A 13,643-nucleotide genomic window follows, 5' to 3' on the forward strand; every position below is an offset into this window, starting at 1 on the left:
GTCGGCACCGGGCACCGCGTCGACGCGCGCCAGCCGCAGCGGCTCGCGGCCCGCCCCGACGTCGTTCGCGAGCGGCGCGACGGTCGCCGTCTGGCCGGCCCGGACCGCGACGTAGTCGGCGTTGGTCACCGGTTCGATCGAGCCGACCGGGCGCACGTCGAACCTGACCGTGCCCACCGCCATGTCGGTGCCGTCCGACACGGTGATCGCGACGTCCTTGCGTCCCTGCGTGCCGCCGACCGCGCGATAGGTGATGCGCCCGTCGGAGGTGAAGTCGGCCTCGTCGCCCTCGGCGGGCGTGACCGAGGCGAGGAAGACGTCGTCGCCGTCGGGGTCGATCCAGTCCGGCAGGACGTTGTAGGTCACGGTGCCGCCGGACTCCACCGCGACGGTCGTGATGCGCTTCTGGGTGGGGGCTGCGTTGACGTCCCATGGGCGCACGGCGAGCGAGACCGACGCGGTGTCGGTGCCGCCGCGGCCGTCCGAGATCTCGTACGAGAAGGATGCCGCGCCGGTCGCGTCCTCGGGCACCGCGATCTGCAGATTGCGGCCGTTGTCGATGGACTGCACGTCGCCCGTCGACGGTCCGCCGTCGAGCACCCGCGAAGTGAGCACGTCGCCGTCGGGATCGCTGTCGTTGTCGAGCACCGGCAGGATTGTGGTGCGGCCCGGTCGCACGCCGAGGTCGTCGTCGGTGGCGACCGGGGGCGTGTTGATCTCGGACCGCTCCGGGAGCGTCGTCTCGACGGTCTCCTCGGTGGTCTCCTCGTCCTCTTCGGTCTCACCCTCGGGCGGCGTGATTTCGTCCCAGTTGTCGACGCGCTGCATGCTCTCGGCGGCCATCCACGTCGCGCCGCCGACGATGTCGTTGAGCACGATGACGTCGCGGTTCACGCGGAACCGCAGCACCGACGTGGGCTCCACGCCCTCGATGTCGCTGGTGAGGTCGTCGCCGTCGCCGGCGCAGTCCCGCACGAATCGTGCGGATCCGCTCCACGCGCCGTAGGCGCAGCCTTCGAGCCAGACCGGCGCCGTGGGCGCCCCTTCCGGACCTGCTTCGACCGCCGTCGGCTCGGACCCGTCGAATGGCACGCGCACGAGCGCGGCATCCGTCGACAGCGTCACCGCGTCCGAGGATGCCCCCGGCTGCTGCAGCACGGCGCTCCGGGCGCCATCGACCACGGTGGCCCTTCCGTCGGCGTAGACCGTGCCCGTCGACGCGTCGAGCACGACGGGGCGCTGACCCACGGCCGAGATCGACACCTCGGAGTTCTTCGGCAGGTCGGCCAGGGCGGTCCGCTGAGGCTCGGACAGCATCCCGTCCTCCTGGAGGGCCAGGGTGACGATCTCGCGGCGCTCGGGCGACACGGCGTGGACGAGGCCGTCGACGCCGATCGCGGCATCCGCCCCCTCGCCGACGTTCACGGCCGGGTCGGTGCCCTCGATCTGGAACGACGCGATCGCGGCCGCGTCGACGACCCAGAGGTCGCCCGACGCGCGGTCGAGGATCGACACGGTCCCACCGCCGAGCGTCACCTTGGCGCCGGCGGGGACGTTCGCCGCGTCGGCGAGCGCGACCATCGCCGGGTCGACGACCGTGACGCTCGAGGACCCCTCGTCGACGACGAGGACGGTCTCGCCCGACTGCAGGACGTCGTACTCGTCGCCCGTCGTGCGCAGGCCGCCGTCGAGCACCTTCGATTCGTGGTTGAAGTGGCCCACGAGCAGACTCGACTGCTTCGTCACCCACACCCCGCCGTCGTGGAGGTCGACCTCGGTCGTCGGAAGCCCCTGGTACACGAAGGCCATCGTCGTGAGCGTCACGGCGGCTGCGGTCACCGCGCCGGCCGACGCAAGGGTGCGTGGGCGCGACCGGAGCCACGTGAACGACCTCATGCGGGCGGGCCTCCTCTGGGCGTCATCGAGCGGTGCGACGGAGCACCTGGCGGAACCGCCGGATGCTCACGAGAGAGGGGGGACGCTACAGCCTAACCCGGAGTCCCACCCCACTGGTGCACCCTCCCCACCGCGAGCGTATGTCGGAACCGCCCGGATCCCGATGGGGAGAATCCCCCATCGGGATCCGGGTATGGACGGACTCAACTCGGCCGGGCACCGGCGCGCCGTCGACGCCCGAACATCAGGACCAGCCCCGCCGCGAGCAGAACGAGCGCGAGTGTCCACACTGCGCCGAACGATCCATGCCCGCCCGTGACCGCCAGCCGCTGAACGGCCGACGTGGCCGACACCTGCCGCACGGCGTCGCCGCCGTCGGCCGCCCGGACCAAGAGCGTCGGGTCGCTCGTGACGACGTTCACCAGAGAGGACCCGTCTTGCGCGGTGCTCGCGACGGTCACCGAGTAGGTCACCGTCGCCGTCTCACCCGTCTCGAGGCCGCCCGTCCACGTCAGCGTCGCGTCGCTCGCCACGATTGCGCCGCTCGTGGCCGATGCGTCCCCGTTGTAGGAGGCACCTTCGAGCACTCCACTCAGATCGTCGGTGACGACGGCCGGATCGCCCTCGGGGATGTCGACGTTGCCGGTGTTGGTGATGGCCACCGTGTAGCGCAGCGTGTCGCCGGACGACACCACCGAGGCATCGACCGCCTTGGCGATCTGGAGGGCCGCCAGCGGCGTGCGCGTCACGGCGCAGCCGTCGTCGCAATCGTCGGCCGCCGGAGGGTTCGGCGCGGCTTCGGTCAGGTCAGACACGTACGCGAGGTTGACCAGATCGGCGTTGCCGCCGTGGTCGGCCACCGTGGCGGTGTACGTGATGGTGACGCTCTCGCCCGGCGCGAGCGGCGCGGCGAATCGATAGGCGGACCCCGTCTCGGTGAACCGCCCGGTCGCCGGGCTCGCCGCCAGGTCGCCCACGAGCTCGGCGTCATCCTGCACGTCGCCGAGGTCATCCCAGAACAGCGCGGGGTACACGTCGGTGAACTCGCCCTCGCCGACGTTCTCGATCGTGATCTCGTAGGCGACGGCGTCACCGATCCGCAGGAACGACTCGGACGGCGTCGCGGTCTTGCTGATCGCGAGCACCGGCACGCGGATGTCGGCCGTGGCCACGGCGTCCGTCCGGATGACCCCTTCGACGCCGGAGACGACGGTGGCGGTGTTGGCCCAGCCGTCGTCGACGCTGTCCTGGTCGTCAGGCAGCATCGCGCGCACGGTGACGTCGAACACGTGCACGGCGTTCGGTGGCAGTGCCGCGCCGTCGGGGACGAGCTGGAGTTCGGTCTGCCCGTCCCAATCCGCGTTCACCGCGGGCGAGCCGGACCGGCCGGCGGCCGACTCGACGGTGATCTCGCTGCCCGCCGGGAACGAGAGCTCGTCCACGAGCCCGTACGACAGCCGCACGTCGGACGCGTTCGTGACGGTCATCGTGTACGACAGCAGCCATGCGCCGTCGGCCTGCTGCACGGGCACGCCGTCGAGCTGCTTGGTGACACCCGGGTCCCACGTCTGGGCGCAGGCGGAGCGCTCCAGCTGCACAGCTCCCGTGTCGAGGGTTGCGGTGTTCCCGAGTCCGGTTCCGACCTCACCGGGCTGGATGGTGCAGTCGGCCGCGTCGTCGGCCGACTGCACGGCGCCCGCGTCGATGACCGCGCGCACGGTGTAGGTGTGGCTCCCGCCCGCCGGCAGCAGTACGTCCGTCGCGATGGCCTCGGCGCTCGTGCCGTCCCACTCGCTGTCCGGCAGACCGGCGGGCACATCCACCGTCGCCTCGGACAGCGTCATGCCCTCGCCGAGCGCGAAGGCGTCGTCGAGGGTGTAGCGGCTCGCCGCTGTCGCCGACGGGTTCACGACGGCGACCTCGTAGGCGACCGCCCACGTGCCGTCGGCCAGCTGCCGCTGCGATGTGACCGTCTTCGAGACGGCGGGCGCCGGCACCTCGGGCGCGTTGACGCACGCGACGGCACCGGAGACCCGGCCGCCGACGCGGATCTCGGTCTCGTTGCGCAGTCCGCCGGGGCCTTGCTGCGGATCGCAGGCGGGAACGGCGGACAGACCGGCCGGAACGGCGAACGTCACCGTGACCGTCCACGTCTGCACGCGCGGCTCGGACTCACTGGCCGCCGCACCGATCGCATGGCCGCCGAGCGTCGTCACCGTCGTGCCGTCGAACGCGCCGTCCGCTTCTGCACCGTCCGGTGGGACGACCACGACCTCTTCGATCGCGACCCCCGCAGGAAAGGCGAGGGCGTCGGTCAGCTCGTAGGGGATCGTTCCCGCGGTCGTCGTGGAGCGGTTCGTCACGGTGATCGTGTATGCCACCGTCCACAGACCCTGCTCGTCCTGCACCGGCTGCCCCGCCACGGCCTTCACGACGCTCGGGTCGGTGGCCGGCTCGCAGGCATCCGCGAAGGCCGTGCGTCCCCCCACGACCACGGTCGCGATGTTGCGGTAGCCCGTGCCCGTCTCGCCTGCATCGACTCGGCAGTCGGCCGCAGGCGACTCCGCGATCAGGCTGCCCGGGTCGACCTCGACGGTCACCGTGTACACATGCGTCGCCCCGGCGGCGATCGCCGCCGGCGCGCTCAGCAGCTGCGGGTTCGAGTCGCCGTTCCACGTCGTGTCGAGGGCGACTCCGGCGGGGCCGGTGACGCGCCGATCCACCACCGTCGCCTCGTCGGCGAACGCCAGCCGGTCCTCCAGCCGATAGTGCGACGCGTACCGGGCATCGGGGTTCTCAACCCGCACCTCATACACGATCGACCAGTTGTCGCTGTCGAGGATCGATGACGACACCACGCGCTTGGCGATGTCGACCATGGGGTTGGCGATCACCGCGGTGCAGGCATCCGCGGTACCCGACACGGTGGCACCGGTTCCGGCGAAGAGCGTCGCGGTGTTCGCGTAGCCGCCGGTTCCGGCGGGTCCGCACAGCAAGTCGGACGCCGCGACGGCACCCAGCGGCGCGTCCACGCGCGCTGTCACCGTGTACGAGTGGGCGACCGACGACTGCGTCCCGGTCGGTGCCGGGATGCGCACCACCGCCGGCGTCAGCGACGTGGCAGCCGCGCCGTCGAATCCGGCGATCGCACTGCCGCCGGGACCGCTGGCGGAGACATCCAGCACCACCACACCCGACGGGAACCGGAGCTGATCGCGCAGCGTGTAGGCGAGGTCGGCCGTGGCCCGGCTTCGGTTCACCACCGACACGGTGTACGAGACCAGCCAGCTGCCGTCCGGCTGCTGCACCGGAGCCGCGACCGTCTTGCCGACTCGAGGCTCGACCGGGGACGCGCACGCCTCGGCGGTCACGAGCGAGCGACCCGGCAGCGACAGCGACGCGGCATTCGCGAAGCCGCCTTCCGCGCCCGCCGCGCAGACCGCCGTCGCGGTGCCCGGGGTCTCGTGGGCTTCGGCTGTCACACTGACGCGGTAGGTGTGCTGCTCGCCGGCCGCGATCGGCACGCCCGCGGCGATCGTCGCGTCGCCGTCAGCGACCCAGGTCGGAGAGGGCGAACCGTCGGGGAGAGTCGCCGTCGCGCTGATCGCCTCGAGGCCGGCGCCGAACCGCAGGCTGTCGGCGAGCGCGTACGTCGTCGATCCCTCGGGCGCTGCGCTGGTCACATCGATCGCGTACACGATGGACCAGGTGCCGTCGTCGTTCTGCGAGAACGACTCGACTCGCTTGCTCAGCTCCGGGGCGAACACCGACTCGACCGTCGCGCATGCGAAGCCGTTCTGATCGACACCGTCGTCGCATGACGCGCCGACGGTTCCCGAACCCCACGCGGTGTTCGCAAGACGCATGTCCGCGCCGTCGCCGACGACGACGGTGTAGGTCAACGTGACCGCGGCCCCCACCGGCAGGGGCCCCGACCACACGACGCGGCCGGAGTCGTCCGGCGAGATGGCGGCGGGGTCCGCGCCCGTCACCGCCGCCGTTCCCTCGGCGAACGTGGCGTCGTCGAGCACACCCGACATGTCGTCGACGAGCCGTGCCGGGTCGTCCTCAGGGAATCCCGCGGTGCCGTCGTTGACCATGCTGACCGTGTAGGTCACGCGGTCGCCGGGACGCACGCCCGACGCAGCCGCGTTGCTCGACTTCGACACCGAGACACGGCGCAGCTGATCGGTGTCGTCGGCCTCGGCCGACAGCACCTCGCCGCTGGAAGCAGGGTCGGGTGCCGACGCGGTGACCACGTTGACCAGATCGCCGACGGCGCCCGGGTCCACGCGGACCGTCACGGTCCTCGTCAGCGAGCTTCCGGCTGCTCCGGTGCCGTCGGATCCTTCGCCGTCCGGCGTGCCGGCGGGCGCCAGGTCGACGACCCACTCGACGCTGCCGCCTTGGCCGCTGGCGTCCGCTCCTGTGTGGACGCCGCCGTCGCTCGCGCTCACGAACACCGCGCCGGCCGGCAGCGCATCCTCGACCGACACGGCTGTGAGCGCCTCACCGACGAGCACGTTCGTCACCGTGATCGTGTAGGTCAGCTGCTCACCCGCGACGGCGACCTCCACGCCGTCCGACTTGTCGACCTGGAGCCCGGGCGCGCCGGCGAAGATCCGGAAGCAGCCCTCGGCGTCGTTGTTCTCGGGCACCGGGTCGGCCATGATGCCCGAGACGACGGCTTCCACGCACGTCGCCCCTGCTCCGTCGGCCGGGCGCACCGGCAGCTGCAGCGGGACCGCGGTGTCGAGAGGGAGCGTCGTGACCTCGCCGGACGCATCGACCGGCTCGCACGTCAGGGTCGCGGCGCCCTCGACCGGCGCAGCGCCCGCCGGCGTCGTGCACGACCACCCCGCCGGGCTCAGCGAGGTCACGGTGAGTCCCTCCGGCACCTCGACGGTGACGCTGGCGGGCGCGTCCGCAGAGCCGCCGTGGTTGACGACGGTGAACGGCACGACACCGGGCCGGCCCGCCTGCAGCGGGAGTCGCTCGGGGACGGTGATCTCCACGTCCGCCTCCGCGGTGACCGCGCACACTGCGGGAGGCTCCGACGGAAGGGTCTGCGCCGTGTCGATGGCGATCGAGTTGCAGGCTCGGGCGTCGGCGCTCGACCCCGCGCCGACATCGGCCGCGTACTCGAACGACACTTCCTGACCTGGGGCCAGATCGCCGTCGTAGGCGGCGCGGATGGCGGCCGCGCCGGAGACCGTCGGCGTCCACGGCGTGCTGTCGGTGGGCTCGCTCGTCACCTCCGGGCGCGGAGGGTTCCTCGACACCGAATAGCTGAGGTCCAGGCCGCTGGAGACGTTGTCGACCTGGCTCAGCGTCTCGGTGAACGTCGATCCCCGCCAATCCCCGTCGTACGGAAGGATGTCGTAGGTCACGATGCCGTTCAGCGTCCGGTTGCCGGCGTTGGCGATCGTGACGCGGTAGCGGATGTCGGTGGCCGTGGTGGAGACCGGCACGGGACGGCTGCTGTCGCCGATCCAGTCGCAGTCGCCATTGTCGTCGGGGAGACAGATTTCCTTCACGACGGACGCCAGGTCCGTGCCGGACACCAGCACATCTTGCACGACGCTCGCGAACACGTCGGAGGTCGATCCGTCGCCGTCGACGTCGGCCGCATCGGTCACCGCGCCGGTGAACGTCGCATCGGTGGCCGTGTAGAAGTCGCGCGAGTCACCCACCCACGCGCTGGCCCGGCTCTGCGTACCGGCGGCCACCGCGAAGGTCGGCTGCGCCTTCACCGTCATCGTGGGCCAGGTCGTGTTCTCACCGAATCGGACCGTGTCCGGCCAGCTCGCGACCACGACGTCGCGCTGCTGGCCGTCGATCGTGACCGTCCGGTACGCGAACGTCACGGACGGGTCGATCGCCTGCGCGCCGAATGATGCCGAGTCCGGTACGACGCGCCACCCCACCGGCGCAGTGAAGACATACATCGGGGCCACGTCCTGGTCGGCGGGGATATTCGCCGTCGCGCCGCGGAGCGAGAACGTCACGTTCCGGCCGGGCACCGCGTTGCCGCCGTTCTCGACGACGGGGTTGCCCACGAAGCTCGCCGCGAACCGGGGCAGGGCGGTCGCCACACGCGGGGTCTCGCGGAGCCTGAGGACGCGCGTGGCGCTGTCGACGACGTCCTCGAGGTCGTGGCCGGGATAGCTCATCGTCATCGTGGTGCTGTTGGAGCGGGTCTCGCCGGCCGGCGCGGTCGTCGTGACCGTGAAGTCGAAGTAGACGTGGAACGGGGTTCCGCCGGCCGTGTCGGTGGGACGGATGTTGCCAGGCGCGATGTCTCCGCTCGTGACGGTCGCTGACGTGTACCGGCAGCCGTCCGCACGCTGCGCCGCGGTGAGCGTGGTGCTGACCGCCGTGACCGAGCCCGAGACAGGCGAGCCCGTCGCGCACTGATAGGTGAAGTCGATGGTCGGAGCCGGCTGCGTGGAGGTTGCCCGGATCTGATACACGGGCGCGTCGGCCTGATCCAGCGTGTCGTCGACGACTGTCGCGCGTCCCGGCACGTTGCCGGCGTTGTACGCGCCGACGACCCAGTACTTCGCGTTGTCCGCGAACGGCGCCAGGGCCTGTCCCGGCGTGCAGACGCGGTTCCAGTCGTCGCGGCCGGTCTCAGGACACGTCATCCCGGTCACGTCCGGAGGTACGTTGACCTGTCGGACACCTCCCACGGTGGCATCCGACAGCGCGTCCTTGGCGGTGCTCGCCCGGGCGAACGGGTCATAGCACGACACCACCGTCCCGAACGAGTCGGGCGCTGACGTCTTGGTCGTCCGCGCTGTGTCGAGGTAGGTCGCGGTCACCGTGGCGTTCTGGATCGTGGCGGTCTCTTCGAAGTTGCAGCCGTTCTCGTCGGCTTCGGGAAAGTTCGACGCCGGATACGTCACCGCGAAGGAGCGCGGACGATACTCGTCACGGGCGACCCACTGCTGGGTGGGGCTCGAGGTGCCGAAGCCGCCGCCGGCGTAGTAGTCGGGCGTCTCGACGGTGCCGCGCGTCCAGACGACACTGTGCGAGCCGGCGTCGTAGGTGCCGCCCAGCGAGGCGCTGCCCTCCACGTACACCGCTTCGGCCGGCAGCGGAACGCGGACGGTGTAGTTGCTCGCCGCCTGAAGATTCGAGAAGCCCGCGACGGATGACGCGTCGCGCCTGGCGATGGCACCGGTCGACATCCGCACGAGGTAGCTCGCGGTGTCGCCCGGCCTGACCAGTCCGGGACCGCGCACCGTGAGGCTGGGGTCCGGCACGGTGTTCTGCCACGTGACCGCCGCGGCGGTGGAGGTCGCGGGCGCCTGCGCGTTGGGCGAATCGATCGTCGCACCCATGACGATCTGGAAGTCGTTCGGATAGAACTGCGACGGCAGCAGTGTCGTGTAGGTGTTCACCGCAGGGCTGGTGTACTGCACGAGGAAGCTGCCCGAGGTCCCGGCCGGGACGTCGCCGAGGGGGAAGGTCCAGCCCGTCTCGTCACTCCCGGTCGGTGCAGCCGTCCCACTGCCCGGCGGGCGGGTCCACGTCTCGTACGAGAGGAGGGTCTTGCCGCCCCGGGGCGGGTTGGTCACGATACCGTGCGGGTCGGGCTGAGACGGCGTGAAGCGGACCGTCGCGCCCGCGCACGCCTCGACGGCACACGAGTAGTCGACCCGGTACGCGATGCGATCACCGTGCTGACCGCGTCCGGCGGTCGTCTGCACCTGGCCGGTCAGGTAGTCGACCGGTGTCACGGTGATCGAGAGCACCGCTGGGCCGGCCGCGGCGGCCGGGGCTGCCGAAATCAGGCCTACCAGCATCGCCATCGCCGCGATCGGTGCGAGCAGCCGCCGCCCGATCACCGCCGAAGACCGACCTGAACCACTCGTTCTTGCGCGAGACAATCTCACTCCCCCCGTGGCACCGACGACCGCACGGGCGTGGTCGCCGCCGCCGGAGCACCCCGGTCGCCGCGGCGCTGTGCTGAGTGCCACCGATGGGAGCAGGCTAGCGATCCGCCACCAGGTGACGGTCGAAATTCACCCCCTGCCTCACCCGTTGGGCGGAAGCGTGCGGCGGATCAGCCGCCGACGTACTCGCGCAGGTGCTCGGCCGTGAGCGAGCCGCCGCGCGCGACGAGATCGGCCGGTGTGCCCTGAAACACGATCTCGCCGCCGTCGTGACCGGCGCCGGGCCCGAGGTCGATGATCCAGTCGGCGTGCGCCATCACGGCCTGGTGGTGCTCGATCACGATGACGCTGTTGCCGGCGTCGACGAGGCGGTCCAGCATCCCGAGCATGTTGTCGACGTCGGCGAGGTGCAGGCCCGTGGTCGGCTCGTCGAGCACGTAGATCGCACCCTTCTTCGCCATCGAGATCGCCAGCTTCAGCCGCTGCCGCTCGCCGCCCGACAGCGTGTTGAGCGCCTGGCCGAGCGTGAGGTAGCCGAGCCCGACGTCCATCATGCGGCTGAGCGTCGTGTGGGCGGCACCCTTGGCGAAGAAGACGGATGCCTCTGCCGCCGTCATCGCGAGCACCTCGGCGATGCTCTTGCCATCGAGCAGGTATTCGAGCACCTCGTCTGAGAAGCCGGAGCCGTCGCACACCTCGCACAGGGTCTCGACCGTCTGCGTGAAGCCGAGGTTCGTGATGATCACGCCGAGGCCGCGGCACGCGACGCACGCGCCCTCGGAGTTCGCGCTGAACAGGGCCGGCTTCACGCCGTTCGCCTTCGCGAACGCGGAGCGGATGGTGTCGAGCAGGCCGGTGTACGTCGCAGGACTGCTGCGGCGGTTGCCCTTGATCGGGGACTGGTCGACCACCACGACGTCGTCGAACGCCGGAACGTTGCCGTGTATGAGCGAGGACTTGCCCGACCCGGCGACACCCGTGACGACCGTCAGGATGCCGAGCGGGATGTCGACATCGACGTCCTTGAGGTTGTGCTGGTTCGCGCCGCGGATCTCGAGCGCCCCCTTCGGGTCACGCGTCGCAGGCTTCAGCCGGGCGCGGTCGTCGAGGTGGCGGCCCGTGATCGTGCCCGAGGTGCGGAGCCCCGCGACATCGCCCTCGTACTGCACCTCGCCGCCCGCCCGCCCCGCACCGGGACCGAGGTCGACGATATGGTCGGCGATCTCGATCACCTCGGGCTTGTGCTCGACCACGAGCACCGTGTTGCCCTTGTCGCGAAGCTGCCGCAGCAGGTCGTTCATGCGCGAGATGTCGTGCGGGTGCAGGCCTGCGGTCGGCTCGTCGAACACGTAGGTGATGTCGGTGAGGGCAGACCCGAGGTGGCGGATCATCTTGGTGCGCTGCGCCTCGCCGCCCGACAGCGTGCCGGACGAGCGGTCGAGCGAGAGGTAGCCGAGGCCGATGTCGATGAACGCAGCGATCGTCTGCCGGAGCCCCGCCATGAGCGGGGCGACCGACGGGTCGTCGACCGTGTCGAGCCATTCCGCGAGGTCTGTGATCTGCATGGCCGCGGCATCCGCGATGCTGGTCCCCCGGATCTTCGACGACCGCGCGCCCTCGTTCAGCCGCGAGCCGCCGCAGTCGGGGCACGCCGTGAACTTCACGGCACGGTCGACGAACGTGCGGATGTGCGGCTGCAGCGAGTCGCGGTCCTTCTGCAGCATCGACTTCGTGAGCTTGGGCACGAGCCCCTCGTAGGTCATGTTGATGCCGGCCATCTTGACCTTCGTGGGCTCCTTGTAGAGGAAGTCCTGGAGCTCCTGCTCGGTGTAGTCCTGGATGGGCTTGTGCGGATCGACGAAGCCCGACTCGGTGAATCCCTTCACCATCCAGCCGTCGACGTTGTAGCCCGGGATCGTGAGCGCGCCCTCGGCGAGGGACTTCGTCTTGTCGAACAGCTCGTCGAGGTCGATGTCGCTGACCTCGCCCAGTCCCTCGCACCGCGGGCACATGCCGCCCGTGATCTCGAAGCTGCGACGCTCCTTGACGGTCTTGCCGCCCTTCTCGAGCGTCACGGCGCCCGCTCCCGAGACCGACGGGATGTTGAACGAGAAGGCCTGCGGCGACCCGACATGGGGCTGGCCGAGACGGCTGAACAGCAACCGCAGCATCGCGAACGCGTCGGTCGCCGTGCCCACCGTGGATCGCGCGTTGGAGCCCATCCGCTCCTGGTCGACGATGATCGCGGGGCTGACGTTCTCGAGCCCGTCGACCTCGGGCCGGCTCAGCTGCCCCATGAACTGCTGCACGAACGTCGGGTACGTCTCGTTGATGAGCCGCTGCGACTCGTTCGCGATCGTGCCGAAGACGAGCGACGACTTGCCCGAGCCGCTGACCCCGGTGAAGACCGTCAGCCGGCGCTTCGGGATCTCGACCGAGACGTTCTTGAGGTTGTTCTCGCGGGCTCCGATCACACGGATGACCTCGTGGGAATCGGCGATGTGGGTGTCTGGCATGGCGAACAGTCTGCCGCTCAATCCGGACATCCCGCTTCCTGAATCCTGCTCAGTGTCCGTCGGTGGCCCCACCCGTTGGCCACCGCCCCGCGCCGCCGTGTCTGGCGACTCGCCAAGGAAGACGACGGAATCCGCCCGTCCTGGCGACTCGCCAGAAATCCGATCGCGCGGGCGCTTTGTGACGAGTCGCCAAGATCCGCACGAGAATGCGGCCGAAAGTGGCGAGTCGCCAAGATGCGCACGGGAAGCGGCCGGAAGTGGCGAGTCGCCAGGAACGGATGACGGATGCCGGAGGTCAGGCGGCGTCAGCCCCGGCGGGCTCGATCGCGAAGTTGTCGCGGAAGACGCACGTCGGGTCGTACTGGGCCTTGATCCGTCGCAGCCGCGCGAGCGTCGCGGGCGGGAACGCCTCGGCGATGCGCTCGGGACGCTCGGACGAGTCGAAGCTCAGGTACATGCCGCGGACGTGAGCGGCGAGCGCCTGCCACTGCGCGTCGAGGCGCGCGGGGTTCGAGCCGAGCGCCACGACCGAGAAGTTCGCCGACCGGTGGGCATACGCCGTGGCGTCCTCGGGGACGTCGGAGACCGCCCCGCCGACCGCACGCAGCTGGAAGAACGGGATGGCGCCGGACTCCAGCATCCGCGCCGCCGCGTTCGCGAACTCCGGCGTGACGTGCTCGATCAGCCCGGAGCGCGAATGCGGCTCTCCCGCGCCGTGCTGCGGGCCCAGGTCGGCGTTGGCCATCACCTGCGCGTAGGGCACGAGCTGCACCGACTGCTGCACGAGCGGCGCGAGCTCGGCGAACGGCTGAAGCCGCGCGATGATCGTGTCGGGGTCGTCGGAGTCGACCACGCCGTAGAGCTGCACGACCTGCGGCTGCCCGGGACGCGGCCCACCGGCGAGCAGGAACACCGTGGCGTCGCGCGGCGCGGCCTCGACGATGCGCCCGTACCCCTCGAGGAACTCCGCGACGTCATCGACCTGGAACGCCAGCTGCGCCCAGCCGACGTCGCCGACGTGGTCGACCTCGAATTCGAAGGCCGTCACGATGCCGATGTTGGCGCCGGCTCCGCGGACCGCCCAGAACAGATCGGGGTGGTGCTCGGCATCCGTCCGCACCATCGTGCCGTCGGCCAGCACCACCTCGGCCGCGCGCAGGTGGTCGAGGGTCAGGCCGTGCTCGCGCGCGAGGAAGCCGATGCCGCCCGCCGTGGCGAGCCCGCCGACGCCCACGCCGCCGTAGTCCCCCGAACTCAGCGCCCAGCCGTGCTCGCCCAGCGCTGCGGCGACCTGCATCCACCGGGCGCCCGGTCCGATCCGCACCAGCCG

The 13,643-nt window shown here is 70.8% G+C and carries 4 protein-coding genes; all 4 read right to left on the reverse strand.

The features are described 5' to 3' along the window. Positions 1–1,839 (reverse strand): Ig-like domain-containing protein (locus tag EIO58_RS05540; RefSeq protein WP_240658589.1); only part of this gene is annotated, 1,839 nt, incomplete at its 3' end. Positions 1,840–2,099: 260 nt separating this feature from the next. After that, positions 2,100–9,713 carry a DUF7927 domain-containing protein gene (locus tag EIO58_RS05545; protein ID WP_127818668.1) on the reverse strand — a complete coding sequence of 2,538 codons (7,614 nt, stop codon included), beginning with the start codon at positions 9,711–9,713 and terminating at the stop codon, positions 2,100–2,102. A gap of 254 nt (positions 9,714–9,967) precedes the next feature. Then, positions 9,968–12,313 carry an ATP-binding cassette domain-containing protein gene (locus EIO58_RS05550; protein ID WP_127818669.1) on the reverse strand — a complete coding sequence of 782 codons (2,346 nt, stop codon included), beginning with the start codon at positions 12,311–12,313 and terminating at the stop codon, positions 9,968–9,970. Between the two features lie 295 nt (positions 12,314–12,608). Further along, the coding region (locus EIO58_RS05555; RefSeq protein ID WP_164861541.1) for an FAD-binding oxidoreductase at positions 12,609–13,643 on the reverse strand (1,035 nt) is incomplete at its 5' end.

The organism is Microbacterium sp. CPCC 204701, assembly GCF_004010105.1.
Classification (GTDB): domain Bacteria; phylum Actinomycetota; class Actinomycetes; order Actinomycetales; family Microbacteriaceae; genus Microbacterium.